Here is a 26,076-nt window from a genome sequence, read left to right as displayed (position 1 = left end):
CGTCTGTGGAGCTGTGGAGCTAAGGAGAATTGAACTCCTGACCTCCTGCATGCCATGCAGGCGCTCTACCAACTGAGCTATAGCCCCTTGCGTTCTCCCCGCTCGGCGGGCGAACAAGAAGAACTTTAGCCTGTGACCTGCCGGAAAGTGAAATCCGGGTCCCGGCCGGGCGCGACCTGCTCAGTCGTCGTCGCCCAGCACCGGTTCCGGCAGGGTGCCGGCGTTGTGCTCCAGCAGGCGCCAGCCGCGGGCGCCCTCGCCGAGGACGGACCAGCAGCAGTTGGTGAGACCGCCGAGGCTCTCCCAGTTGTGCGGGGCGAGACCCAGCAGACGGCCGATCGTGGTGCGGATCGTGCCGCCGTGGCTGACGACGACCAGCGTGCCGTCGTCGGGCAGCTTCTCGGCGTGCCGGAGCACCACGGGGGCGGCGCGGTCGGCGACCTCGGTCTCCAGCTCGCCACCGCCCCGGCGCACCGGCTCGCCGCGCTTCCACGCGGCGTACTCCTCGCCGTAGCGGGCGATGATCTCGTCGTGCGTCAGGCCCTGCCAGACGCCGGCGTAGGTCTCCCGCAGGGCCTCGTCGGTGGTGACCTCCAGGCCGGTGAGCGCACCGAGCTCCGCGGCGGTGTCCGCGGCCCGCTTGAGGTCGGAGGCGACGATCGCGTCGGGGCGCAGGCCCGCGAGGAGGCGGGCGGCGCGGCGGGCCTGGGCGAGGCCCGTCTCGGTGAGCTCCACGTCCGTGGTGCCCTGGAAGCGGCGCTCCACGTTCCAGGAGGTCTGGCCGTGCCGCCACAGGATGATGCGGCGGCCCCGGCTGGTGGCGCCGCTCACCTCACCGGTGGCGCTCACCGCCACTCACCGCCCGGTTCCGTCGCCCCCTCGGCCTCCTGGAGCCGGGCGTGCTCGGCGGCCTTGCCGCGGGTCGCCTTGGCGTCGGCGGGCAGCTCCAGCTCGGGGCAGTCCTTCCACAGCCGCTCCAGGGCGTAGAAGACGCGCTCCTCGCTGTGCTGGACGTGGACGACGATGTCGACGTAGTCGAGCAGCACCCAGCGGGCCTCGCGGTCGCCCTCGCGGCGCACCGGCTTGGCGCCGAGCTCCTTGTTCAGCCGCTCCTCGATCTCGTCGACGATGGACTTGACCTGGCGGTCGTTGGGCGCGGAGGCCAGCAGGAAGGCGTCGGTGATGGACAGCACGTCACTGACGTCGTAGGCGACGATGTCGTGCGCGAGCTTGTCGGCGGCCGCCTGGGCGGCGGTGGTGACGAGCTCGAGGGAACGGTCGGTTGCGGTCACTACAAGGCTTTCGGTCGGCGGTCACGTGTTTCGTCAAGGGTCTCACGGACCGCCGACCACGCCCCACGGATTACCGATCACACCGGTACGGGCGCCACGCCCCGGGTGCTACGACCCCGGTTCTACGACCCGGGTTCGTAGTCCTGGCCGAGGACCACCGACACCCGTGCCCCGGCGGAGACGTCGCCCTTGGTGACGGCGCCGGTGGGCAGGCCCAGGGTCTTGGCGACCTCGCCGGCGTGCTCCTTGTCGGCGGCGTTCGCGTAGACGACCTTCGACTTCGCCGCGGCCGTGGTGCTGCCGCCCTCCAGGAAGGTGAAGCCGCCGTTGAGGAGCGTGACGCGGGCCTTCTCCGTGTTGTCCTTCACACCGGTGGCGTTGCGCACGGAGACGCTGACCGCGGCGTCCTTGTCGGGGCTCTTCGCGGTGCCGCCGAGGATCTCCTTGACGACGCTGTCGCTCGCCTCGGCGCTGAGCGTGCCGTCCTGCTGCACGGGCAGCAGGGCCGTCTTGTGGTCGCCGCCCTTGGCGAGATCGGACAGCCTCGCGAGGAAGGAGCCGAGGTCCGCGTCGGTCAGCGGCGGCTCGATGATCTGCCCCAGGGTCTGCACGGTGGTGGTCGCGGCGTCCGGGTCGGAGGTCATCTTGCGCAGCACCCCGTGCAGGACCTGCCCGAAGCGCTCCAGCTGGGCGTTGGACGACTCGCCGGGGGCGCGGTAGGTGGCGTAGGCGACGGCCATCTTGCCGCTGAGGGTCTGCTTCTCGCCCTTGCGGACCAGCGGTGCCTCGCCCTTCTTCTTGGCGTTGGGGTCGGGCACGTCGGCGTTCGTGTCGACCTCGATGGTGCCGACCAGGTCGACGAGGGTGAGCAGGAAGGGGGTGTCCAGGCGCCAGGTGCCCTCGATGTCGGTGCCGAGGACCGTGTCCAGCGCGGTGCGGGTGGCCTCGGAGCCGTCGTCCTCGACGGACTTGGCGAGCGTGGTGGTGGTGCCGTCGTCGGCGGTCAGCGCGAGGGAGTTGGGCAGCAGCACGGTGGTGCCCTGCTTGGTGGTGGTGTTGTCCACCAGCAGCGCGGTGGCGGTGCCGCCCTTCTTGGTGTCGTGCAGATGGACGACGATGACGTCGCGCTTCTGGGCGCCCGCCGCGGTCGTGGTGCCGGTGCCGGTGCCGGAGTCGGACAGGCCGGGCAGCTTCCCGGCGTACCAGAGGTAGCCGACGCCGCCCACCGCGACGAGGGCGAGCACGACGACGAGGGCGACGATCCGGCTGCGGGCGCGGCGGCGGGCCTCCTCGCGGCGCTCGGTGCGGTTCTCGGTGAACTTCAGCCAGTCGATGACGTCCTCGGAGTCGTCGTCCGGCTCCTCCACGAACGCGAACTGCTCCGTGCGGTAGTCGCGCTCCTGCTCCGCGGGGGCGGACTCGGCCGGCTCGTCGTCGACGGGTCCTGGCTGGTGCGGGATGTGCGCTGTCTCCGGGCCGCCGTAGGGGTCGTACGGGGCGTGCTGACCCTGCGCGGGGATGTGCGGCTGCTGCGGCTGCTGTGCGGTGCCGTAGGGGTCGTAGGAGGGGTAGGAAGGGTACGACGGGTCGTAGGTGCCCTGGTCGTACGAGGGCGCGGGCTGCCCGGCGCCGGTCGCGTACGGGTCGTAGCCGTACCCCTGGTGGCCCTGCTGCTGCGGCTGCTGCTGGTACGGGTCGTAGGCCTCCGGCCGGGGCGGGGCCTGGCGGTAGACAGGCCGGCCGTACGCGTCGTAGCCGACGAGCTCGTACGGGGCGGACCCGTCGGTCCCGTATCCCGCGTCGTATCGGTCGTTCACCGGTGCCCCTCTCGGCTCACTCGCCGCGGTACAGCTCTCGTTTGGCGATGTAGCGCACGACTCCGTCCGGCACCAGATACCAGACGGGGTCTCCCTTGGCGACTCTCGCACGGCAGTCCGTGGAGGAGATCGCGAGGGCGGGCACCTCGACCAGCGAGACGCCGCCCTCGGGCAGACCCGCGTCGCTCAGGTGGTGGCCCGGCCGGGTGACGCCGATGAAATGCGCCAGGGAGAACAGCTCCTCGCTGTCGCGCCAGGTGAGGATCTGGGCGAGGGCGTCGGCGCCGGTGATGAAGAACAGGTCCGTGTCCGGGTTGAGCGCGCGCAGGTCGCGCAGGGTGTCCACGGTGTAGGTGGGGCCGCCGCGGTCGATGTCGATGCGGCTCACGGAGAACTGCGGGTTCTCGGCGGTGGCGATGACCGTCATCAGATAGCGGTCCTCGGCCGCGGACACCGTGCGGTGGCTCTTCTGCCACGGCTGGCCGGTGGGGACGAAGACCACCTCGTCGAGGTGGAACTGGGCGGCGACCTCGCTGGCCGCCACCAGGTGCCCGTGGTGGATCGGGTCGAAGGTGCCGCCCATGACGCCGAGGCGGCGCTTGCCCGACCTCGCGGGGCCGCTGCCGGGGCCGGTAGGCCTGTCCTGCTCTCCCATGCGTGCAGACCCTACCGGCCCGGGCTGTGGGCCCCGGTCACCAGTTCCCCCGGCGGACGGCGCCGGGCTCAGCGGTCGCGGTTGAAGCGGGTGGTGATCCACAGCAGGAGCAGCAGGATGAACAGGGCGCCGCCGCCCGTGAGGTAGGGGTTGAGGCTCTCGTGGTTGCCGCCGTGCTCTCCGCCCTCGGAGGCGAGGGTGACCAACTGGGCAGCGGTGCTGTGGAAGCTCATCTTCGGCAGGACCTATCGCGTGTGGGCGGGATAAAGACGTCGGCTCATCGTAAGCGGGCGCCTCGGCGCCGATCACGCCGACTCCCGCGGCAACCTTCCCGTGCGCTCAGTCGTCCTTCTGGCTGTAGCCACGCAGCAGGAACCACGCGGTGAGCCCACAGCCCACCACCATCACGACGAGCGCGATCCTGATCACGTGCGGTCTCCTCGGCCGAACCGGTCTGCCGTACTGCCGTACTGCCGGTCCACGGTAACTCGGCCTAGGCTGGGCTTCGCCTCGGGGGAGCACAGGGCCGCACACGGGACCGCAGGGTCACATCGACGCACATGGGGGAAACATGTCCGACGGCCATCAGCACAACGGGCACGAGAGCGTGCCGAGCAGGCAGCGCAGGCGCTTCCCCGGAATCTCCTCGCGTGCGTACGAGCATCCCGCCGACCGCTCCGCCCTGGTGGCGCTGCGCAAGCTGAGCGGTTTCGACACCGTCTTCAAGGCGCTGAGCGGGCTGCTGCCCGAGCGCAGTCTGCGGCTGCTGTTCCTGTCCGACTCGGTGCGCGTCTCGGACCGCCAGTTCGCGCATCTGAACGACATGCTGCGGGACGCCTGCTACATCCTGGACCTGGAGAAGGTCCCGCCGATGTACGTCAACCAGGACCCGAACCCCAACGCGATGTGCATCGGCCTGGACGAGCCGATCATCGTGGTCACCACGGGCCTGGTGGAGCTGCTCGACGAGGAGGAGATGCGGGCGGTCATCGGGCACGAGGTCGGGCACGCGCTCTCCGGTCACAGCGTGTACCGCACGATCCTGCTGTTCCTCACCTCGCTCGCGGTCCGGGTGGCGTGGATCCCGCTGGGCAACTTCGCGATCATGGCGATCGTGACGGCGCTGCGGGAGTGGTTCCGCAAGTCGGAGCTGTCCGCCGACCGCGCCGGGCTGCTGGTCGGACAGGACCTGCACGCCTCCATGCGCGGTCTGATGAAGATCGCGGGCGGCAACCATCTGCACGAGATGAACGTGGACGCGTTCCTGGAGCAGGCCGAGGAGTACGAGGCCGGGGGCGATCTGCGCGACTCGGTGCTGAAGATCCTCAACGTGCTGCCCCGCTCCCACCCGTTCACCACCGTGCGCGCGGCGGAGCTGAAGAAGTGGCAGGCCTCCCGCGACTACCAGCGGATCATGGACGGCCACTACCCGCGCCGCGACGAGGACAAGGACGCCTCGGTACGGGACTCCTGGCGGGAGTCGGCGAGCTCGTACGCCGGCGAGGTGAAGAACTCCAAGGACCCGCTGATGAAGCTGGTGAGCGACATCGCGGGCGGCGCCGGCGACCTGGGCGACCGGGTCCGCCGCGGCTTCGGCGGGTTCACCTCGCCCAAGCCGCCGCCGTCCTCGGAGGGCGAGCGTCCGCCGCGCGACGGTGACTGAACCCTCCCGGGTCGCTCACAGCCTCGGCTGCGCCCCCGGGGCCAGGGCGCCGCACAGGGCCGGGGCGCTGCCGGTGGCGTAGGGGTCGGTGCCCGCCGGGCCGCCCTCCTTGGCGGTCTGGCCCGCCAGCAGCGGACGCAGCCGGCTCGCGGAGTCCTCCGCGCAGGACAGGGGCCCTGCCTGGACGTAGGAGACGACGAGCTGCGCCTGGTGCAGCCGCAGATCCTCGCGGTCGAAGCGGAAGTGCAGCTCGCGCCGGACCGTGAACAGCGACGCCTTCGCCTCCTGGCCCGCGCCGGCCGGGCGCAGCGCGTACACGAACGTGTGGTCCGAGGTGACCTCGAGGGTGGAGGAGTCGGTCTCGGCGGCCTGGAGCGTGCCCTGGACGCGGATCTCGCGGCCGGCCAGCTCGGTGCGGGCGGGGTCGAAGCGGACCAGCCATCCGGTGGGTGCGTGCCGCCCGTCGGCGGTGGGGCGGGCGAAGCTCTGGTCGAACTGGTCCAGCTGGTCGGGGTCGAGCAGCACCCGCACGGAGCGCGTCTCGCGGCCGGTGAGCACCTCGGGGTCGAGCGAGGAGCGGACGATGTAGTCCCGCGCGGTGATCAGCGCCGTCACGACCTGGCCGTCGGAGAAGTGGGCGGTGCGCCGGGAGGCGGGCAGCGGGACGCCCTCGGCGCCGATGCGGAACTGCGCCGCCGGACTGCTGGCGTACAGCCGTTCGATGTCGGTGGCGCCGGGCACCTTGCCCTCGGGGGCGAGCGGGATGACCGTCATACGCAGGGGGTCGGCGGGCTCCTGGGCGGCCGGGGTCTGGTACGGGTGCCGTACGCCCATGTAGACGGCGGTGCCGAACGCGAGGGCGATCAGCACCACGAGGACCAGGGCCTGCCGGGACAGCCCGGCCCGGCGCAGCGGCGGCCGGCGGCGTACGGCGGGGGCGTGGTCGGTGATGCGCTCCTGGGCGGAGTACTCCTGGAGGCGGGCAGCACGGACGAAGGACTCGTCGAAGACGACGGACCGGTACTCGTCCTCGCCACCTCCGGGGGCGCCCTCGGGGGTCCCCTCGGGTGGGTCCGCAGGCCCTCCCATACCTTCAGGGTAGGTCTGCGGGACCTCGGGTAAACGCCCCGCCGTGCGCCAAGTTCTGACAGGTTCTCACCAGGTTCGGCGCCCGCTGTCAGGGGGTGCGCGGGATCACCGGGACGGTCGGCGGGGAGTGGTCGGCGGAGGCGGACGGGGTGGCCGATCCGCCCTGCGCGGGCTCGGTGGAGACGGGCGGCGGCACCTGGTCCTCGCGGCTGGAGGAGGCGCCCCGGTAGACCGCCGAGAAGGCGAGGGCGACCATGCCGATGCCCATCACCAGGGCGAGCATCCAGGCGACGGGACGGTGCCAGCGGACCTGGCGGCCGTACGGGCCGGGGTGGCCGTAGCCGTCCTCCAGGACGTCCAGGTCCTCGTCCTCGTCGTCGTCGAGGTCGGGGTCGCCGCGGTACCGGCCGTAGCCGTCGTCGTAGCGCTCGCCTCCGGCGCGGGCGCGGTGGGCCTCCGCCTCGGAGGCCTCGGCTCTGGCCTGGGCGGCGGCCAGGAGGCGTTCGACGGCGGTCGGCTCGTGCACCACGGCCGCGCGTACGAAGTCCTCGTCGAAGACCACGGAGGCGAACTCTTCGTCCGACACCCCGCGGTCGTGGTCGTCGTCGGGCTCCCAGCCGTCAGGGAACGGCGTGCCCCCCACGTCCTCCGGCACGGATCCAGAGTAGACCTGGGGGGTCAATTTGGGCAGACGGTATGGAAATTCATCCGTCTGGCGAGACGGCCGTCCTCAGCGGCGGGTGTGCCCGTCGCCGGTCACGATGTACTTGGTGCTGGTCAGCTCCGGCAGGCCCATCGGGCCCCGGGCGTGCAGCTTCTGCGTGGAGATGCCGATCTCGGCGCCGAAGCCGAACTGGCCGCCGTCGGTGAAACGGGTGGAGGCGTTCACCGCGACCGTGGTGGAGTCCACCAACTGGGTGAACCGGCGGGCGGCGGCCTGCGAGGTGGTGACGATCGCCTCGGTGTGGCCCGAGGTCCACAGCCGGATGTGCTCGACGGCCTTGTCGAGCGAGTCGACGACGGCGGCGGCGATGTCGTACGACAGGTACTCGGTCTCCCAGTCCTCGGCCGTCGCCTCGACCACGGTCGCCCGGGAGTCCTTGGCGTACGCCATCACCCGCTCGTCGGCGTGCACGGTGACCCCGGCGTCCGCGAGGGCGTCCAGGGCGCGCGGCAGGAAGTCGGCGGCGATGTCCTGGTGGACCAGCAGGGTCTCGGCGGCGTTGCAGACGCCGACCCGCTGGGCCTTGGAGTTGACCAGGATCTCCACGGCCATGTCGAGGTCGGCCTGGGCGTCGACGTAGACGTGGCAGTTGCCGGTGCCGGTCTCGATGACCGGGACGATCGACTCCTGCACGACGGTGTTGATCAGGGAGGCGCCGCCACGCGGGATGAGCACGTCGACCAGGCCGCGGGCGCGCATCAGCTCGCGCACGCTCTCGCGGCTCTCGCCGGGCACCAGCTGCACGGCGTCGGCGGGCAGCCCGGCCCCGCCCACGGCGTCCCGCAGGACGCGCACCAGCGCCGTGTTCGACCGGTACGCCGAGGACGAGCCGCGCAGCAGGACCGCGTTGCCGGACTTCAGGCACAGGGCGGCGGCGTCGACGGTGACGTTCGGGCGCCCCTCGTAGATGATCCCGACGACGCCGAGCGGCACGCGGACCTGGCGCAGGTCGATGCCGTTGGGCAGCGTGGAGCCGCGGACGACCTCACCGACCGGGTCGGGCAGCGCGGCCACGTCGCGCACGTCGGAGGCGATGGCGCGGACCCGCTCCGGGGTGAGGGTGAGCCGGTCGATCATGCCCTCGCTGATGCCGGCCTCGCGCGCCTTGGCCACGTCCTGGGCGTTGGCCTCGACGATCTCGGCGGTACGGACCTCCAGCGCGTCGGCGACGGCGAGGAGCGCGTCATCCTTGGCGGCGCGCGGCAGCGGCGCGAGGGTCGCGGCGGCGGCCTTGGCCCGGTAGGCGGCCTGGTCGACCGGGGACATCGAGTCGTACGGCGAGAGCGTGGTCATGAGGGAAGGGTAGTGCGGGCGGCGGCCGGTGATGACGCTCATCCCAAACACCGAGACACGCCCGCAAAAGCACTCAGAACGGGTGCACGCCGACCGGGCTCGCGGGCGGCGGGCCGTAGCCCTCGGCGATGCGCTGGTGGTAGGTGGCCCGGTCGATGACCTCCAGGCCGACGATCTCCCAGGGCGGCAGCCCGGCCGTCTGCCGGTGCTCGCCCCACAGGCGCAGGGCCACGGCGGCGGCGTCGTGCAGGTCGCGGGCCTCTTCCCAGTAGCGGATCTCGGCGTGGTCGTCGGCGTAGCGGCTGGTCAGCAGGAAGGGGTGGTCGTGGGCGAGCTGTTCCAGGGCCCGGCGGACCTCCTTGATCGGCGCCTGCTCGCCGGAGACGCTGAGGGTGACGTGCCACAGGCGGGGCAGGTCCACGGGCTCACCGCCCCGGACGGTGTCGCCGGTCGCGACGCTGGTGAGGGCGCGTTCCTCGCCGGCCGCCCGGGAGCCGGCACCACCGCGGGACGCCGCCGTCCCAGGGCGTACTCGTCTCACGACGGCCTCCTTCTCCCGCTGCTGGTGTCGAGGACGTGCGTCCCTGGGACAAAGTGCAGCAGGCCGCCGGGGATCGTGGGGCGATTTTGCGGAACGTCCACCACCGAGGGCGGACGTTTCGGCCCATTACGGATGCAGAACCACCAGATCGTCCCTGTGTACGACCTCACGTTCGTACCCGGGTCCGAGATCGCGGGCGAGTTCACGGGTGGAGCGGCCGATCAGGAGCGGGATCTCCTTGGCGTCGAAGTTGACCAGCCCGCGGGCCACCGCCCGCCCCTCGCCGTCCCGCAGCTCCACCGGGTCGCCCGCGCTGAAGTCGCCCTCGACGCCCGCGATGCCGGCCGGCAGCAGCGACTTGCGGCCCTGCACGACCGCGCGCACCGCGCCGTCGTCGAGGGTGAGCGAGCCCTGCGGGGTGGAGGCGTGCTGGAGCCACAGCAGCCGGTCGGCGGAGCGGCGGCCGGTGGGGTGGAAGTAGGTGCCGGTGTCCTGGCCGGTGAGGGCGTCGGCCGCGTGGATCGCGCTGGTCAGCACGACCGGGATGCCGGCGGCGGCGGCGATCCGGGCGGCCTCGACCTTGGTGACCATGCCGCCGGTGCCGACGCCGGCCTTGCCCGCGCTGCCGATGTCGACGTGGGCGAGGTCCTCGGGGGTGCGCACCTCCGCTATCCGGGAGGTACCGGGCCTGCCCGGGTCGCCGTCGTAGACGCCGTCGACGTCGGAGAGCAGCACCAGCAGGTCGGCGCGGACCAGGTGGGCGACGAGGGCGGCGAGCCGGTCGTTGTCGCCGAAGCGGATCTCGTCGGTGGCGACGGTGTCGTTCTCGTTGACGATCGGGAAGGCGCCCATCGCGAGCAGCTTGTCCAGCGTGCGGGAGGCGTTGCGGTGGTGGGCGCGGCGGCTCATGTCGTCGGAGGTCAGCAGCACCTGGCCGACGCGGACGCCGTAGCGGGCGAAGGAGGCGGTGTAGCGGGCGACGAGGAGCCCCTGGCCGACGCTGGCGGCGGCCTGCTGACGGGCGAGGTCCTTGGGGCGGCGGCGCAGGCCCAGCGGGGCGAGTCCGGCGGCGATGGCACCGGAGGAGACGAGCACGATCTCGCGCTCTCCTCCACTGCGGACCTTGGCGAGGACGTCGACGAGCGCGTCGACCCGGTCGGCGTCCAGGCCGCCGGCCGCGGTGGTCAGCGAGGAGGAGCCGACCTTGACGACGATCCTGCGCGCCTCACCCACGGCCTGCCTTGCCCCTGCCACCTTGCCGCCCGTCCCCTCACGTCACGTCGATCGGTCGCTCGCCTGGCAATCTACGCGAAGCGGGGCGGGGGGCGCGCGGCGGTCCAGTCTCCGGACGGGCGGCGGGTAACCGGACGTTCACCTACCGCGTATGCGAAAAAGGTTGTATTGGTTGCCTATAGAAATCAAACATTCCGCATACGTACGTTGAACGCTGTGCCACACAACGTTCACCGCATGAAGCGCATCCTCCTCAGATCGGGGAAGAGCCCCTTCGACGTCCTGTCCGTGGAGGAAGCCCTCCAGCGTGACGTCATCGCCACCAACTCCGGCAATCTGATCTTCAGCGACGCCGCACACAAGATCCTGGATACCCCCGGGACCGAAGTGGTCTCCAACCACATGCGGACCGAGGTGGCCGCGGCGGCGCGGATCAACGAGGAGTACGACGCCTTCGTCGTGCCGCTCGCCAACGCGTTCCGGCCGTCGTTCGAGCCGGGCCTGAAGCGGCTGACGCGGCTGATCCGCCGGCTGAAGATACCCGTGGTCGTGCTCGGCGTCGGCGCGCAGACCGGGCTCGGCTACGACCCGGCACGGCTGAAGCCGATCGAGCCGTCCGTGCGCGACTTCGTCTCCGCGGTGCTCGACCGCAGCGCCTCGATCGGCGTGCGCGGCGAGTTCACCGAGCGGTACCTGAAGGACATGGGCTTCCGTGACGTCGAGGTGATCGGCTGCCCGTCGCTGTTCATGTACGGCAAGGAGCTCGCCGTGCAGAAGCGTGCGGAGCGGCTGACCGCCGACGCGCGTATCGCGATCAACGGCTCGCACAGCGCGGTGCGCCGGCTGGGCATGGGGAAGATCATCAAGCGCACCCACCAGCGCTACCCCCACCTGCGGTTCATCGGCCAGAACCTCAGCGACGCCAGGCAGCTGCACTGGCGGGACCTGTCCGACCCGAACGGGAAGGTCACGGCGATGCCCACGCATCCCGACCACCCGATGTACCGGGAGGACAAGGTCCGTGTCTACGTCGACCCGGTCACCTGGATCGACGACCTGCGGGACTTCGACTTCTCCTTCGGCTCGCGCATCCACGGCAACATCGCGGCCCTGCTGGCCGGCACCCCGGCGACGGTGCTGTGCGCGGACTCGCGGACGCTGGAGCTCTGCCGCTACTTCGAGATCCCGCACCACCGGATCGACCAGCTGCCCGAGGACGTCGACCCGGCGCACCTGTACGAGCAGGCCGACCTCAGCGCGCTGACGGGCAACCATCCCGAGCGCTTCGAACGGTTCACGGCGTTCCTGGACCGCAACGGCCTGGAGAACACGTTCACGCACGGCGACGGCGGAGCCGCCTTCGAGAAGCGTCTGCGGGCGCTGAGCTTCCCCGCCGGGGTGCGCCCCTGGCTCGAGGGCGACCTGGCCTCGCTGGCCGGGCGCATGGGCTGGCTCAGCAGCCAGGTGGCCGAACTGGCCGAGGACAACGCCCGGCTCAGGCGGGAACTCGCGCGCGCGAAGACCGGCGCGCGCAGCACGGTGGCGGCGCCCGCCCCCAAGTCGGTCTACCGCCGCGCCCGCCGGGTGGTCGGCGCTCCTCTGCGACGGGCACTGCAGGGAGGCAAGAACTAGCCGGACGGCACCAGGCGGGGGCATCAAGCGGAAGCCCGGGACAAGAGCGCCAGAGGCGGAATCCCAGGCAGAGGGCGGCCGAGCGCGGGGCAAGCGGAAGACGATGAGGGACGGAACGGAACGAAGGGCACCAGTCGGGCAGTGGGGCGGAGGGTACGGATCCGGAAGCACTAGGCAGGCGGGCCCGGCCGGACCTAGCATGTGCGATCGCCTCGACATCGCACATGCACGCGCGTGTCGTCCGGAGGTCTCCTCGCGTTAACCCGGGCGCCCGACCCGCCTGAACGAAAAACTGGAGAGCCGCAGTGCCCGTACCCCAACCCCGCCGGTGGTTCACGGCCAGGGGGCCCCGTCTCCGCTCCTCGCTCCGCCTGCCCGGCCGCCCCGTCCTCGGCAGAGTCCTGGTGGCCGCCGTCCTCGCCGGCACCTTCGTGGCCCAGGCCGTCGCGGCCCTCCTGCCGCACGTGCCGACGCTGCTCGCCGCGACAGCCGTGTCCCTGGCCGTCGAGGGTGCGCTGCACCGCTGGCAGCCCGGCGTGCTCGCGCTGTTCGCCAAGACACAGGCGGATGTCACCGTCCGCCATGTGGCGCGCGACCTGCTGCTGGTCGTCGGCCTGCTGCGGCTGGGCGAGCAGGACTGGGAGACCCGCGTCGCTCCGCTGGTCGGCGGTCTGCTCGCCGTGTACGCGCTGCACAGCGCCGTCCAGGCGGTGTCGATCCTGGTCCGCCGCACCCGCACGCTGCCCGTGGTGACCCGGAACATCGACGCCTCGGCGCTGCGGCTGTCCCCCGCCCCGGCCCTTCTCCTGCGCCGTCCCGGCCACCGTCTGCTGGCGTTCGGCCTGCCCGCCACGGCGGGTCTCGCGGTGACCTCCGTCACGGACGAGCCCGCCTGGGCCGCGGCCGGTATCGCGCTGTCCCTGCTGCTGTCGCTCACGGGCCTGACGTTGCTGGCCCTGCGGCTGCTGCCCGGCCGGCGCCCGGCGGGCGAGCAGGAGGTGCTGGAGTGGTTCGACCGCTGGCTGGCCGAGTACCGGCCGACGGTCGGGCTGTACTTCTCCGGCGGCGTCTCCTCCGCCTACCAGGCCAACATGTGGCTGGAGCCGCTGGCGAAGCTCGGCGGGCGGCCGGTGATCATCCTGCGTGAGCGGTTCATGGTGCCGAAGATCGCGGCGACCGACGTCCCGATCGTGTGCCTGCCGAAGGTGGCCACGCTGATGCGGCTGGAGCACTCCACGCTCCGGGTGCTCATCCACCCGTCGAACTCCGGCAAGACCTCGCAGGTGCTGCGCATCCCCACGATCAAGCACACCTTCGTCAACCACGGCGAGAGCGACAAGCTGTCCTCCTGCAACCCGTACGCGAAGGCCTACGACGAGGTGTGGGTGGCCGGCCCGGCCGCGCGGGAGCGGTACGCGCTGGCCGAGGTGGGCGTCGAGGACAAGGACGTGGTGGAGATCGGCCGCCCGCAGCTGGACGCCGTACGCCCCTACGCCGGCCCGCCGGCGGGTGCGTACACCACCGTGCTGTACGCGCCCACCTGGGAGGGCTGGGACGGCAACCCGGGCAACACGTCGGTGATCGCGGCCGGCGAGAACCTGGTGCGGGCCCTGCTCGCCGACCCCGGAGTGCGGCTGCTGTACAAGCCGCATCCGCTGACCGGCTCGGTGGATCCCCGCGCGGGCGCCGCCGATCTGCGCATCCGGGAGCTGATCCGGGCGGCGAACAAGGAGCGGTCCGGGCCCCGTCCGGCCCCCTCGGCGGACCTGGACCGGCTCACCGCCGAGCTGGACCGGCTCACCACGGCCGTGTTCCGGCCGGGCGCGGACCAGGTGGAGCGGATGCTGGTGCAGTCCGCGCCGGAGCCCGGCCGGGCGGAGGCGGTGGCGCGGACGACGGCCGCCTGGGAGGAGGCGTACTGGGCCTCCCTGCCCGAGTGGGAGCACCAGATCGTCACCGACGCCCGTCCCGCGCTGTACGCCTGCTTCAACGTGGCCGACCTGCTGATCAGCGATGTGTCCAGCGTGGTCAGCGACTTCCTGGCGAGCGAGAAGCCGTACGCGGTGGCCAACACCAGCGGGCTGTCCGAGGAGGCGTTCCGGGCGACGTTCCCCACGGTGGCGGCGGCGACCGTGCTCACCCCGGACGCGGCCGGGGTACCGGCCCTGCTGGAGTCGGTGCGGCACCCGGAGAAGGACGAGCTGGCCGAGGCGCGCGCGGAGCTGAAGCGGCGGCTGCTGGGTCCCGCCGAACCCTCGTCCCAGGAACGCTTCGGCGCGGCCGTGGAGGCGCTGCGCAAGGCCGCGGAGGAGCACCGGACCCGGATGGACCGCCGGCTGGCCGCGGTGCCCTCCCCGCGCCGGGAGGAGACGGCCGCCGCGCTCACGTCGCCGCAGCCGTCCCCCCAGGGGTGACCTTCCCGGAGGAGGTCAGCATCCGGCGCACCTTGCGGGCGGCGCGGCGCAGCACCGACTCGGCGCCGCCCTCCCGGTAGCCGGGGAAGGCACGCGCCTCGCGGGGCGAGGCCAGGTACACGGAGTCGGGGATGCCCGCCGCGCGGTCCCTGAAGTGCGGGTAGGCGAGGTACACGCGGCGGCCCCGGCGCTCCAGCAGGGCCGCCGCCTGCTTCTTCGCCCGGACGAACTCCACGACGTCGAGGAGCGGTTCGAGCCGCTGCTCGGCCACCAGATGCAGCCGCAGCCGCTCCTCGACCTTCAGCAGCCGCGCCACGCCCTGGTTCCAGTGGGCGTCCATCAGCGGCGCGGCCAGCTCGAGCTTGTGCCGCCGTACGTCGTCGCCGTCCTTGAGGAGGCGGGGGCCGAACTGCGGCAGCAGCGTGACCGTGAAGGGCCGCACCATGAGCTGGTCGCGCCGGGGGCCCTCGGGCACCAGGCCGGCGATGAGGTTCATCAGCGCGCGGGCGGAGTCGAAGCGCAGGGTGTAGCCGCCGCTCTTGGTCACATGCTTGCCGTCGTCGCGGCCCACCAGGTAGTAGCAGGTGTAGTCGGCGATCACGGACACGCCGTTCGCCCGCAGATACGCCTCCATGGTGAACAGCGCGTCCTCTCCGGTGAACAGCGACTCGTCGAAGCGCATGCCGTGCCTCTGGAGCAGCTCACGGCGGAACAGCTTCTGCGCGCTGAGCGTGAACTTGATGTGGGAGGAGTACACGTCGGTACGCTCCAGCGTCTTGCCCCACATCGACTTCGGCGCGTTGCGGTTGACCCCCTCCACCCGGCCGAGCACGACGTCGGTGCCGGCCCGGTCGGCCATGGCGACCATGCGCTCGAGCGCCTCGGGGCCCAGCCGGTCGTCGGCGTCCAGGAAGAACACGTACCGCCCGGCCGCCTTCGCCAGACCGACGTTGCGCGGCCCGCTGGGGCCGCCCGAGTTCTCCTGCCGGATCACGGTCACCGGCATCGGCGCCCGCTGCGCGAACCGCTCCAGATACTCCCCCGTGCCGTCCGACGAACCGTCGTTGACGGCGATGACCTCGATGCGCTCCGGGTCGATGGTCTGTGCGGCCACGGAGTCCAGGCACTCGACCAGATACGGCATCGCTTCGTACGCCCCGATGATCACAGTGACATCAGGCTGCGTCACGGTCACAAGTCCCCCTCGTCATGGCATATATCCCCCGTATCGCCTCATTCGCTCTTGTGGAGAGACAGGTATTCGATCAAGGCGGTTGCCCCGAACCCCTTTTTGGTGGTTGACGTCACAGCACAGGGCTCGGCCCCCGAGGATCAACTCCTCGGGGGCCGAGCCCTGTTGGGACGTGCGCTGGATCAGCCCGCGTTTATGCCGCCCTCGTCGCCGGCCGCCGTCGCCCGCTGGCCCGGCACCGCGTCCGCCAGCTCGACGTCCGGGCCGCCGACCGAGACCCGGGTGGTCTGGCCGAGGTTGCGCGCCTCGGCCTTCAGCGCGAGCTGCTTCACGGCGCTGTTGAACTGCTCGATGGACGTCGGCTCGTCCGGGCCGAGCAGATAGCGCTTGAGCTCGCGCCGGTCCTCGGCCAGCGGGTCGGTGTCCGGGGAGCGGACCGCGTCCAGCAGGCCGCCGAGTTCGGCCGCGCTGTTGGACAGGATCACCGCGGCACGCACCGCCGTGTTCTGCCGCTTGAACTCCTCCGCGCCCAGCTCCGCGGAGTCCGTCACCGCGTACGGCTTGCCGCTGGCGATGAAGTCGGAGACGACGCTGGAGATGTCGGAGACCATCGCGTCGGAGACGTTGAAGCAGTCGTACAGCCGCGGCTCGGCACCGGTGATCACGCGGTGCTCCCAGTCGGGGAAGGAGCGCCAGTACGCGGCGTTCCACTCGGCGCGCAGCCGGGCGATCTCCTCGTGCCGGGCCACGTCGACCAGCCCGTCACGGCTGGCCTCGGCCTCGTCGCCCTTGTCGCTGCCGCCGGCCAGCTCGGCCAGCCGCGCCTCGATCCGGGCCAGCTCCGCCTTCGCCTGCGCCTGGGCGGCGGCGTCGGCGGTGAAGCGCGGGTCGGCGGCCCGCGCGGCGGCGGCCTTCTCGATCAGCGCGGTGATCCGCTGGTGGGCGGCCTTGGCCTGCGGGCTGCGGGTGCCGGTGAAGGGGTGCGGCTTGTACAGCACGCGCACCGCCGGGTCGGCGGCGACGAGCTTCTTCACGATGTTCTCGCCGGCCAGCAGGATCGAGGTGTTGCCCGGGTTGTCGTCCCAGCCCTCCCAGGTGGGGGCGTACAGGATGGTCGGCATGCGGTCGCCGGGGACGCCCTGCCAGGTCTGGATGGGGGCCAGCTGCGGGCGGCCGACCTCGACGATGTCCTCGTCGCGGACACCGACGTCGGCGATGGCGTAGCGGTCGCGGCCCGCGCGGCCGGCCGTCCACACCTCGTCGTAGACCTTGCTGTACGGGTTGACGCTGGCGAGCTTGTCGCTGTCGCCGTGGCCGATGAAGACGTGCTTCATGGTGGGCACGCGCAGCAGGTGGATGTTCTTGCCGACGTTCGCCGCGTAGAGCGCGACGCGCACCGTGGACAGGTCCATGTTCATCAGGTGCACCCCTCCGGGCACGCAGATGACGGGGACCGTGGTGGGCGCCAGGTTCTGCAGGATGGCCCGCTCGCGCAGGATGATCAGCGGACGGGTGTCCAGCTGCTCCATGGTCTCCAGCCACATGTTGACCTGGTAGGCGGAGTCCTTGGAGCCGGAGAAGTACAGCACGGTCTCCGGCCGGTACGCGCGCAGCCAGTCGTCGACGGCGTCCAGCACCTTCTCGGCGTTCGGCGGGATCTTCCGGCCGCGCACGTACGGCAGCAGCGCCAGGACGTAGCCCGTGCCCAGAATTATCGTGATCCCGATGCCGATGAAGCCGGGCAGGGACGACTCGACGGCAGCGGCGACCAGTATCCCGGCGACCGCGGCGAGGTCGAGGTGCAGCATCTTCTCGGCCGCCCGGTGCAGCAGCGCACGCGGCGGGGCGTCGGGGATCCGGATGCGCGAGGCCAGGTCGACGTTGCGGGTGGCGACCGGCATCCTGCGGCGGTTGCGGATCAGCGTGGTGAGCGCGCCGTGCGGGGCCTGAAGGCCGTAGAAGGCGATGAAGCAGGCGATCGCCCCGTAGTAGATCAGGTTGTCCGCGAGGGAGAGACGCGCCAGCAGCAGGATCAGCAGCAGCTGCCGGATCAGGAAGCGGATCGACAGACCGGCGCGCACCTTGCTGAGGCGGTTGATCAGGTAGCTGCCCTTGCGGTGCAGATAGTGGTCCGCCAGGTACGTCACGGCGGCTGCTGCCGCGAAGGCGGGCACGCTCGGGACGAGCGCGGCCAGCATGAGGCAGGGGAAGCCCAGCATCACGAGGACCGCCGCGGCCAGTTCTGCCGCGCTGCCCACCCGGGCGACGCGAATAGCCTTGGTTATCACGGAGAAACCTGCTCTTGGAGGGGGGAGTGCCGGTTTTGTGCCTGTAGGAATTTCGGGAGGTACGGATTCAGGCCCCCGCGAACCCCGTTGAACCAACTGCGTTAACGGGAGGCCGCGAAGGCCTGAATTACCGGAGTCTAATTGCGATCAATTATTACACGCCGTCCTGACGGTCCAGCACCGAGGCCAGCGCCGCCTCGAAGCCGGAGGCCTTGGCCGCGCCCGCCGTCGGGTCCTGCTGGCGCACGTCGATGACGTGACCGGTCAGCTCCGACAGCAGCACGTCCAGCGAGGTACGGGCCACCGCCTCGGAGGACAACAGGCTGCCCGCGGGCTCCTGGCCGAACGCCTTGGTGCGCATGGGAGTCGCGGTGCGCTCCGGGTTGATGCAGTTCACGCGGACCCCGTCGCCGGCCCACTCGTCGGACAGGGCCTGGGTGAGATTCACCATGGCGGCCTTGGTCGAGGAGTAGAGGCTGTACTCGGCGCGCCCGCGGGTGTAGCTGCTGGAGGTGTACAGCAGCAGCTGGCCCTTGGTCTCCGCCAGGTACTTGTACGCGGACCGGGCGATCTGCACCGGGGCCAGGTAGTTGACCTTCAGCGCCTCCTCGATGGTGGCGTTGTCGGTCTCCGCGAGCTTGCCGATGCGCAGCACACCCGCGGTGTTGACCACGTAGTCGATCCGGCCGGTCTCCGCGTACGCCTTGGACAGCGCGTCGTCGACCTCCTCCGGGTTCTCCACGTGGGTGCCGGTGGTGGAGCGGCCCAGCGCGTACACGGTGGCGCCGTAGGACTCGGCGAGTTCGGCGATGTCCTTGCCGATGCCGTAGGAGCCGCCGAAGACGACGACCGTCTTGCCGGTGAGCAACTCGCGGTACGCCTCCTCGCCGTTCTGCTCGGGCGCGGCGGTGGAGGCGAGCTGGAAGAGCTTGTCGGCGATGAAGACGTCGACCGGCTGGGTGACCTTCATGTTGTACTCGTCACCCGCGACGACGTGGATCGGCACGTCGGGCAGGTACTTGAGCACGACCGAGCAGTCGTCCGTGGCCTGGAAGTTGGGGTCGCCCGCGGCGACCTCGTAGGCCTTCTTGATGGTGGACAGCTTGAAGGCCTGCGGCGTCTGGCCGCGGCGCAGCCGGGAGCGGTCCGGGATCTCGGTGATGAACTCGCCGTCCTCGCCGTGCGTACGCGTGACGATGATGGTGTCCGCCGAGGGGATGGCCACGTCGACCGCCTGGTAACGCTCCAGCGCCGCCACGCAGTCGTCGATGACGCGCTGCGACAGCAGGGGGCGTACGGCGTCGTGGAAGAGGACGTTGAGGTCCTCGCCCTCGGCCAGGCCCTCGCCGAGCGCGGCGATGGCCCGCTCGGTGGTCTCGTTGCGCGTCGAGCCGCCCTCGATGACCTTCGCGACCTTGGTGAACCCGGCCTTGGCGACGATCTTCTCGACGTCGGGCACGTAGCCCGGCGCCATCAGCACGATGATCTCGTCGATCGAGTCGGCGTTCTCGAAGGTGGTCAGGGTGTGCTCGATGACTGCCTTGCCGGCGATCTTCAGCAGCTGCTTGGGGATCGACAGACCCACCCGCTGGCCGGTACCGCCGGCCAGGATCACTGCGGTGGTACGGGGCTTGGCTATGCGCTGGGACACAGGTGACCTACCTTGGGGCGACAGGGGACTTCGAAATGGTCCCACTCATGGTTACCGCAGTGCAAGGTGAGCGTCCTCCGCCGCATATGTGCGCGCAACCTGTCATTCACCTTGGACTCCTGGTGATTGGCGACGGTTCCCGGGACGGCCCCTGAATTGCTGTGAGTAACTCCACAGGAGTTTAGTCATTGCACTGCGTGACGCCGGTGAAGCCCGGTGCCACCGGTGCGTCTTCACCGGTGTGTTCACCTGTGCGGCGGCACGGCCCGGTGCGGAGACCGAAAAGCTGCGGAATCCTCACGGGAATTCCGCAGCTTCGGGTGTCGCCCCTGTCTCCCCGGTGTCAGACCAGATGGACCCCCGGCCGGCCCGCCTCGACGCGCAGCGCGGCCAGCGTGCGCGATGTCGCCTCCGGCTTCACCACGGTGTCCACGACCCGTACGCGCGCGTCGATGCCGCTCCGGCGGATGTCGAACAGGTGGTAGCCGCGGTGCGCGTCGAGCAGCTTCCAGTGCGGGTTGTCCGCGCGGCGCGGGTCCCATTCCTTGCGGAACGCCTCCTGGTCCTGGTCGCCGTTGCTGGAGATGGACGTGCCGACGAACTCGGCGCCCACGACCGCGGACTTCGGGTCGGTGAAGTCCGCCTTCAGGTCGCTGATCATCGTCAGATGGCGGTCGCCGGTGAGCACGACCGGGTTGCTGACCCGGCGGAACTCCTGGAGCAGGGCGTTGCGTTCCGCCTGGTAGCCGTCCCAGGCGTCGTAGAACCAGAGCTTTCCGGGGCCGACCTGGAGGTCCGTCTCGGCCATCATGATCTGCGAGGCGATCAGGTTCCAGCGGGCGGGCGAGTGACGCAGCCCGTCGACCAGCCAGCGCTTCTGCGCGGCGCCGAGCATCGTCAGCGACGGGTCCTGGGCGCCTTCCTGGCTGGTGGCCTGGTCGCTGCGGTACTGCCGGGTGTCCAGCACGTTCAGCCGGGCGAGACGGCCGAACTCCAGCCGACGGTACATCCGGATGTGCGGGCCGTTCGGCACGGCGCTGGCCCGGACCGGCATGTGCTCGTAGAACGCCTGGTAGGCGGCGGTGAGCCGGGCCACGAAGGCGTCGTGCGGCTGCTTGGCGGGGTCCTGCGGGATCTCGCCGGCGAAGTCGTTGTCCACCTCGTGGTCGTCGAAGCTGACCACGAAGGGGGCGTTCGCGTGCATCTCCGCGAGGTCCGGGTCCGAGCGGTACTGGGCGTACCGGTTGCGGTACTGAGTCAGGCTGTACGGCTCCCCCGTGCCCTCGTGCCGCCGCACGCCGGTCGCCGACGGCACCGACTCGTAGATGTAGTCGCCGACGAACACCACGATGTCGGGGTCCTGCTCCAGCATGTCCGCGTACGGGGTGAAGTAGCCGTGCTGCCAGTTCTGACAGGAGGCGAGCGCCACCCGCAGGCTGCCGCCGGAGCTGCCCGCGGCGGGCGCGGTACGGGTACGGCCGGTGCGCGAGAGCTGCCCGCCGGCGCGGAAGCGGAACCAGTACGTGGTGTCGGGGCGCAGGCCGCGTACGTCGACGTGGACGCTGTGCCCGTACTGGGGCCGGGCCTGGGCGGTGCCCCGGCGCACCACCTTTCTGAACCGGGAGTCCTGGGCGACCTGCCACTCGACCGGCACCGGGAGGTTCGGCATGCCGCCGCCGTTCAGCGGGTCGGGGGCGAGACGGGTCCACAGCACCACGCCGTCCGGCAGCGGGTCGCCGGAGGCCACGCCGAGGCTGAACACACCGTCCGGCAACGGTTTGTGCACCGCGGCGCGTGCGGTGGCCGGCAGCCACAGCTGGGCGGAGGCGGCGGCGCCGAGCACGGCGGCGCCGGCGGTCAGTACGCGTCGGCGGTCGGGCGAAACTGCCTCGGTCATCGGCGAACTCCCCTGTCTCACCGGCCTCTTGGACAGTGGGAAGCTCGCCTTCCGGACGGTCCGCGCGCTGAACTCCACGGTTCGCGTCCATGACAAGAAGGCAGACAACGGAAAACCCGCCACGCCACGGGAACGGGCCGTGACGATGACGGGTCGTGGAGGTGAGCGGGGGCTGACGGAGGGTCAACCGGGTGTAGGGGGTGGCGAGGCGGCCGGCGTGATGCGGGTGATCCGTCAGGCCCACGCCGGGTCCGTGAGGCCCACGCCGGCCGCTGCTGAGGTCAGTCGGCCAGCACCGCGCCGAGGCGGGCGTTCGACGGGTCCGTGCCGAGGGTGCCCGCGCCGAAGGTGGTCGTGCCGTTCGGGGTCACGACCGTCGCCGGGGACGAGCGGAAGTACCAGACCGAGCCCGCACCGGTGTTCTCGCCGGGCGCGCCCGCGGCGAGGTCGGCGAGACCGTCGCCGTCGGTGTCGCCGAGGCGGACGGCCCGGCCGAAGGCGTCGGTCGTCTCCGCGGTGCCCGGCACGTTCGCGGTGTTCTGCGTCACGGCCCGGGCGCCGGCCCCGGTGAGCCCGCTCGCGGTGCCGCGCAGGACGACGACCGCGCCCGCGTCCTTCACCGCGCCGAGATCCTCGCCGGGCAGCCCGGTGGCGACGTCCGGGAACCCGTCGCCGTCGACATCGGCTATCCGCACATCGGTGCCGAAGCCGTCGCCGCGCTCCGCGCTGCCGGGCACGCCCGGGCTGTCCTGGTTGAGGTGCACGGCCCGCGTCCCGTCCGGCCCGTCCGGGGTGCCGGGGATCCAGGTGACCCGGCCACCCGTGGGCAGCGGCGTGTCCAGGTCGCTGTCGTAGCCGTCCACGGCGCGGCCCGACACGATGTCGTCGATGCCGTCGGCGTTCACGTCCCCGACGTCGAGGTTCTCCCCGGCCTTGAGGCGGTAGCCGTCGGAGCCTTCCACGTCGCGGTACGGGGTGAGTCCGGCGCGGCTGCCCCGCCAGTACGCGACACGGCGGGCGTCGAACTCCTCGTTGTCGATCTGGGCGGCGACGAGGTCGGTGACGCCGTCGCCGTTCACATCACCGGTGGCGAGGTCGAGGACGCGCGTGTCGAACTCGTCCCTGACCACCTGCTCGCCCTGCGCCGCCGCGCCGTCCCGGCCGAACGGCCCCTTGAGGACCCGCGGATCGTGCAGCCGCTCCACGGTCACCACGTCCATGTCACCGTCGCCGTCGACGTCCCCGGTGGTCAGCCGCCCCTCGATGCCGAGCTGGTCGAGGAGGTTCCGGCCGGAGGCGAGCGCGGCACCGCCGGACAGGCCCCCGGGCCCGCCCCACACCACCTCCACCAGCCCGACCTCGGCTCCCCCGTCCGCGGTGTCCTCACCGCTGACACCGACGACGAGATCGGCGTACCCGTCCCGGTCCAGGTCGGCCGTGGCCAGCGCGCTTCCGAACGCGTCGTCCTTCTCCGCGCCGCCGGGCACACCGGCGGTGTTCTGGCTGAGCACCTGCCTGGTCCCGGTGTCCAGGCCGTGCGCCGAGCCGTACAGCACGGCGACGTACCCGGCGCCCTTGCTGCCGCCGACGGTGGCGCCGGGCGCGGCCACCGCGAGGTCGGCGTAACCGTCGCCGTTGAAGTCGGCGTGCGGCCGAGCGCTGCCGACATCCGCGCCCTGAGCGGGGGCGGCCTGCACGGCGGGCACCACGAGCGCACCGGCCACGAGCGCGACGCCGGTGGCCAGGGCAAGGCGCACAGGACGGGCGAGGGGCGCAAGGCGCGGGGAACGGGCTGCCATGGGGGGAAGTCCTGTCGTAGAACCGATCAGTTGACGATCACTACGACACGCCGGAACACCCGTTGGTTGCCCCGCGGTTCACCGGGACTTAGTGCCTAGAACGGCTCGAAGTCGTCGTACTCCCGCTCCGCCTCGTCCCGTTCGGCCTGCCGGTCGCGGCGGCGCTGGGCGGCCGGGCGGGGTGCCTCGAAGCGGTGGTCCTCGCCGCGCCGGCCGAGCATCTCCGCGCCGGCCGTGACGGACGGCTCCCAGTCGAAGACGACCGCGTTCTCCTCGGGCCCGATGGCGACGCCGTCGCCGGAGCGGGCGCCGGCCTTCATCAACTGCTCCTCGACACCGAGGCGGCCCAGCCGGTCCGCGAGATAGCCGACGGCCTCGTCGTTGTTGAAGTCGGTCTGGCGGACCCAGCGTTCGGGCTTCTCGCCGCGCACGCGGAAGAGACCGTCGGCCTCGCGGGTGACGGTGAAGCCGGCGTCGTCCACGGCCTTGGGCCGGATGACGATACGGGTCGCCTCCTCCTTCGGCTTGGCGGCGCGCGCCTCGGCGACGAGCTCGGCGAGCGCGAACGACAGCTCCTTCAGCCCGGTGTGTGCGACGGCGGACACCTCGAAGACGCGGTAGCCGCGCGCCTGAAGGTCCGGCCGCACCATCTCGGCGAGGTCCTTGCCGTCCGGGACGTCGATCTTGTTGAGGACGACGATCCGGGGACGGTTGTCGAGGCCGCCGTACTGCCGCAGCTCCTCCTCGATGACGTCGAGGTCGGAGACGGGGTCGCGGTCGGACTCGAGGGTGGCGGTGTCCAGGACGTGCACGAGCACGCTGCACCGCTCCACGTGCCGCAGGAACTCAAGGCCCAGCCCGCGCCCCTGGCTGGCGCCCGGGATCAGACCGGGCACGTCGGCGATGGTGTAGACGGTCGACCCGGCGGTGACCACGCCCAGGTTCGGCACGAGGGTGGTGAAGGGGTAGTCCGCGATCTTCGGCTTGGCGGCGGAGAGCACGGAGATGAGCGACGACTTCCCGGCGCTCGGGTACCCGACCAGCGCCACGTCGGCGACGGTCTTCAGCTCGAGGACGATGTCCCGCAGGTCCCCCGGCTCACCGAGCAGCGCGAAGCCGGGAGCCTTGCGCCGCGCGGAGGCGAGGGCGGCGTTGCCGAGCCCGCCGCGACCGCCCTGGGCGGCGACGTACGACGTCCCGTGCCCGACGAGGTCGGCGAGCACGTTGCCGGCCTTGTCGAGAACGACGGTCCCGTCCGGCACGGCGAGGATCAGATCCTGCCCGTCCTTGCCGCTGCGGTTGCCGCCCTCACCGGGCTTGCCGTTGGTGGCCTTGCGGTGCGGGGAGTGGTGGTACTCCAGCAGCGTGGTCACGGACTGGTCGACGGTGAGGATCACGTCGCCGCCGCGCCCGCCGTTGCCGCCGTCGGGCCCGCCGAGCGGCTTGAACTTCTCACGGTGGACGGAGGCACAGCCGTGACCTCCGTTACCCGCGGCGACGTGCAGCTCGACGCGGTCCACGAAGGTGGTCATGGGATGTGCCTCCAGTTACGTACGCGTATGTCTCTTGGTTAACACGCGAAAGGCGGACCCGCCTTCCCGTCAGGGAAGTGAGGTCCGCCTCGCGAATGCTTCCGATCAGCCGACTCAGGCGACCGGAACGATGTTCACGACCTTGCGGCCACGGTGGGTGCCGAACTGCACCGCACCGGCGTTCAGCGCGAACAGCGTGTCGTCGCCGCCACGGCCGACGCCGGCGCCGGGGTGGAAGTGGGTGCCGCGCTGACGGACCAGGATCTCGCCCGCGTTCACGACCTGACCGCCGAAGCGCTTCACGCCGAGGCGCTGAGCGTTGGAGTCACGACCGTTACGGGTGGACGATGCGCCCTTCTTGTGTGCCATCTCTCCTCAGTCCCTTACTTCGCAGCCGCGGGGATCTCAGTGACCTTGATCGCCGTGTACTGCTGGCGGTGGCCCTGACGACGGCGGTAGCCGGTCTTGTTCTTGTAGCGCAGAATGTCGATCTTCTGGCCCTTGTGGTGGTCCACGACCTCGGCCTGGACCTTGATCCCGGCCAGCACCCACGGGTCGCTGGTCACGGAGTCGCCGTCGACAACGAGCAGGGTCGAGAGCTCGACCGTGTCGCCAACCTTGGCGGTGGAAATCTTGTCAACCTCAACGATGTCGCCGACAGCAACCTTGTGCTGGCGACCACCGCTGCGCACGATGGCGTACACGCGGATCTCTCTTTCGCTCGAAGAACGGCACCCCCGCAGGCCAGCCGCCCTGCGACACACGCGGACGACCTCTCCCGGCGGGCCCGTACGGGCCCATGTCCGGAAGGAAGAGGTTTACGGGGATGTGGCGGTCCCGATGGACACGCCGACGCTCAAGGTTACGGGGCCGGGGTCTAGGGGTCAAACCGGGCCCCCGGCCACCCAGCACAGCGAGAAGCGCGAGGCACCGGGACGTCCGGTGCCTCGCGCTTCTCTTCCCGCTACGCCCAGGGGCGCGCTGCGATCAGTCCTCCGTGGTGGCCGTGACCGAGGACGACGGCTGCTGGGTCGCGGCCGCGGTCTTCTTCGACGTCGTCTTCTTCGCCGCCGTCTTGGTGGTCTTGGCCGCCTTCTTGGCCGTCGTCTTCTTGGCGGCGGTCTTCTTGGCGGCCGTCTTCTTCGTGGCGGCCTTCTTCGCCGTGGCCTTCTTGGCCGCCTTGCGGGCGGTCTTCTTGGCCGGGGCAGCCGTCTCGTCCTCGGCGGCGGCTTCCTCGACGGGTGCCTCGGCGGGCTCCTCGGCCGGGGCCGTCTCCTCCGCCGGGGCCGACGGGACGACCACGACGGCCGCCTCCTCGGACGCGGTGGGGGTGGTCGGCTTGCGGACCGCGCGGCGCCGCGGGC

At 71.3% G+C, this 26,076-nt stretch carries 22 protein-coding genes and 1 tRNA gene; 3 read left to right on the top strand and 20 right to left on the bottom strand.

The annotated features are described in order from the left end of the window. Nucleotides 1-14: 14 nt before the first annotated feature. The 6 genes from N4P33_RS09330 to N4P33_RS09305 all read right to left on the bottom strand — a co-directional run bounded on the left by N4P33_RS09330 (nucleotide 15) and on the right by N4P33_RS09305 (nucleotide 3,997). Nucleotides 15-87 (bottom strand) — tRNA-Ala (locus N4P33_RS09330). Between the two features lie 93 nt (nucleotides 88-180). Next, nucleotides 181-849 (bottom strand): histidine phosphatase family protein, encoded by a 669-nt coding sequence (locus N4P33_RS09325; protein WP_260825844.1) that lies wholly within the window; start codon nucleotides 847-849, stop codon nucleotides 181-183. After that, nucleotides 846-1,292 carry a ribosome silencing factor gene (gene rsfS / locus N4P33_RS09320; protein ID WP_260825843.1) on the bottom strand — a complete coding sequence of 149 codons (447 nt, stop codon included), beginning with the start codon at nucleotides 1,290-1,292 and terminating at the stop codon, nucleotides 846-848. The genes N4P33_RS09325 and rsfS overlap by 4 nt, the downstream gene beginning before the upstream one ends. 122 nt (nucleotides 1,293-1,414) lie before the next feature. Further along, nucleotides 1,415-3,109 carry an LCP family protein gene (locus N4P33_RS09315; protein ID WP_260825842.1) on the bottom strand — a complete coding sequence of 565 codons (1,695 nt, stop codon included), beginning with the start codon at nucleotides 3,107-3,109 and terminating at the stop codon, nucleotides 1,415-1,417. Between the two features lie 16 nt (nucleotides 3,110-3,125). Further along, nucleotides 3,126-3,764 carry a nicotinate-nucleotide adenylyltransferase gene (gene nadD, locus N4P33_RS09310; protein ID WP_260825841.1) on the bottom strand — a complete coding sequence of 213 codons (639 nt, stop codon included), beginning with the start codon at nucleotides 3,762-3,764 and terminating at the stop codon, nucleotides 3,126-3,128. A 68-nt stretch (nucleotides 3,765-3,832) separates the two neighbouring features. Further along, the gene (locus N4P33_RS09305; protein WP_260825840.1) at nucleotides 3,833-3,997 is read right to left on the bottom strand and encodes a hypothetical protein; all 165 of its coding nucleotides are present in this window, start codon (nucleotides 3,995-3,997) and stop codon (nucleotides 3,833-3,835) included. A 338-nt stretch (nucleotides 3,998-4,335) separates the two neighbouring features. Here N4P33_RS09305 and N4P33_RS09300 point away from each other — a divergent pair, with 338 nt between their 5' ends. Then, nucleotides 4,336-5,427 carry a M48 family metallopeptidase gene (locus tag N4P33_RS09300; RefSeq protein WP_260825839.1) on the top strand — a complete coding sequence of 364 codons (1,092 nt, stop codon included), beginning with the start codon at nucleotides 4,336-4,338 and terminating at the stop codon, nucleotides 5,425-5,427. A 15-nt stretch (nucleotides 5,428-5,442) separates the two neighbouring features. Here N4P33_RS09300 and N4P33_RS09295 read toward each other — a convergent pair whose 3' ends face one another. The 5 genes from N4P33_RS09295 to proB all read right to left on the bottom strand — a co-directional run bounded on the left by N4P33_RS09295 (nucleotide 5,443) and on the right by proB (nucleotide 10,328). Then, entirely contained in the window at nucleotides 5,443-6,516 is a 1,074-nt protein-coding gene (locus N4P33_RS09295) for a hypothetical protein (protein ID WP_260825838.1), read from the bottom strand. Between the two features lie 88 nt (nucleotides 6,517-6,604). Then, nucleotides 6,605-7,198 (bottom strand): hypothetical protein, encoded by a 594-nt coding sequence (locus tag N4P33_RS09290; protein ID WP_260825837.1) that lies wholly within the window; start codon nucleotides 7,196-7,198, stop codon nucleotides 6,605-6,607. Between the two features lie 48 nt (nucleotides 7,199-7,246). Next, nucleotides 7,247-8,533 carry a glutamate-5-semialdehyde dehydrogenase gene (locus tag N4P33_RS09285; protein ID WP_260825836.1) on the bottom strand — a complete coding sequence of 429 codons (1,287 nt, stop codon included), beginning with the start codon at nucleotides 8,531-8,533 and terminating at the stop codon, nucleotides 7,247-7,249. A gap of 73 nt (nucleotides 8,534-8,606) precedes the next feature. Then, nucleotides 8,607-9,074 (bottom strand): hypothetical protein, encoded by a 468-nt coding sequence (locus N4P33_RS09280; RefSeq protein WP_260825835.1) that lies wholly within the window; start codon nucleotides 9,072-9,074, stop codon nucleotides 8,607-8,609. Nucleotides 9,075-9,200: 126 nt separating this feature from the next. Next, complete coding sequence (gene proB / locus N4P33_RS09275; RefSeq protein ID WP_260825834.1) at nucleotides 9,201-10,328, bottom strand: glutamate 5-kinase; 1,128 nt, start codon at nucleotides 10,326-10,328, stop codon at nucleotides 9,201-9,203. Nucleotides 10,329-10,544: 216 nt separating this feature from the next. Here proB and N4P33_RS09270 point away from each other — a divergent pair, with 216 nt between their 5' ends. Together N4P33_RS09270 and N4P33_RS09265 are read left to right on the top strand one after the other, a co-directional pair. Continuing rightward, nucleotides 10,545-11,939 carry a polysaccharide pyruvyl transferase family protein gene (locus N4P33_RS09270; RefSeq protein ID WP_260825833.1) on the top strand — a complete coding sequence of 465 codons (1,395 nt, stop codon included), beginning with the start codon at nucleotides 10,545-10,547 and terminating at the stop codon, nucleotides 11,937-11,939. A gap of 404 nt (nucleotides 11,940-12,343) precedes the next feature. Further along, complete coding sequence (locus N4P33_RS09265) at nucleotides 12,344-14,353, top strand: hypothetical protein (protein WP_260825854.1); 2,010 nt, start codon at nucleotides 12,344-12,346, stop codon at nucleotides 14,351-14,353. On the opposite strand, the gene N4P33_RS09260 is transcribed toward N4P33_RS09265, so the two are convergent. From N4P33_RS09260 to N4P33_RS09220, 9 genes are all read right to left on the bottom strand, one after another. Continuing rightward, a complete protein-coding gene (locus tag N4P33_RS09260; protein WP_260825832.1) occupies nucleotides 14,322-15,548 on the bottom strand; it encodes a glycosyltransferase family 2 protein in 1,227 nt (408 codons plus the stop codon). The genes N4P33_RS09265 and N4P33_RS09260 overlap by 32 nt on opposite strands. Nucleotides 15,549-15,727: 179 nt before the next feature. Continuing rightward, nucleotides 15,728-17,803, bottom strand: a complete 2,076-nt coding sequence (locus tag N4P33_RS09255) for a CDP-glycerol glycerophosphotransferase family protein (RefSeq protein WP_260825853.1) — start codon at nucleotides 17,801-17,803, stop codon at nucleotides 15,728-15,730. A gap of 184 nt (nucleotides 17,804-17,987) precedes the next feature. Next, the gene (locus tag N4P33_RS09250) at nucleotides 17,988-19,484 is read right to left on the bottom strand and encodes a bifunctional cytidylyltransferase/SDR family oxidoreductase (protein WP_260825831.1); all 1,497 of its coding nucleotides are present in this window, start codon (nucleotides 19,482-19,484) and stop codon (nucleotides 17,988-17,990) included. A gap of 343 nt (nucleotides 19,485-19,827) precedes the next feature. Continuing rightward, nucleotides 19,828-21,381 carry an alkaline phosphatase gene (locus tag N4P33_RS09245; RefSeq protein ID WP_260825830.1) on the bottom strand — a complete coding sequence of 518 codons (1,554 nt, stop codon included), beginning with the start codon at nucleotides 21,379-21,381 and terminating at the stop codon, nucleotides 19,828-19,830. 281 nt (nucleotides 21,382-21,662) lie between these two features. After that, the gene (locus N4P33_RS09240) at nucleotides 21,663-23,180 is read right to left on the bottom strand and encodes an FG-GAP-like repeat-containing protein (RefSeq protein WP_260825829.1); all 1,518 of its coding nucleotides are present in this window, start codon (nucleotides 23,178-23,180) and stop codon (nucleotides 21,663-21,665) included. 95 nt (nucleotides 23,181-23,275) lie between these two features. Continuing rightward, a complete protein-coding gene (gene obgE / locus N4P33_RS09235; protein WP_260825828.1) occupies nucleotides 23,276-24,712 on the bottom strand; it encodes a GTPase ObgE in 1,437 nt (478 codons plus the stop codon). 114 nt (nucleotides 24,713-24,826) lie between these two features. Beyond that, entirely contained in the window at nucleotides 24,827-25,081 is a 255-nt protein-coding gene (rpmA, locus tag N4P33_RS09230) for a 50S ribosomal protein L27 (RefSeq protein WP_030961848.1), read from the bottom strand. A gap of 14 nt (nucleotides 25,082-25,095) precedes the next feature. Beyond that, nucleotides 25,096-25,416 (bottom strand): 50S ribosomal protein L21, encoded by a 321-nt coding sequence (gene rplU, locus N4P33_RS09225; RefSeq protein WP_006132815.1) that lies wholly within the window; start codon nucleotides 25,414-25,416, stop codon nucleotides 25,096-25,098. A gap of 283 nt (nucleotides 25,417-25,699) precedes the next feature. Continuing rightward, nucleotides 25,700-26,076 (bottom strand): hypothetical protein (locus N4P33_RS09220; protein WP_260825827.1); only part of this gene is annotated, 377 nt, incomplete at its 5' end.

Source organism: Streptomyces sp. 15-116A, assembly GCF_025290915.1.
GTDB lineage: Bacteria > Actinomycetota > Actinomycetes > Streptomycetales > Streptomycetaceae > Streptomyces.
Note: the sequence above shows the minus strand (reverse complement) of the source record. Positions and strands in the feature narration are given on the sequence as shown.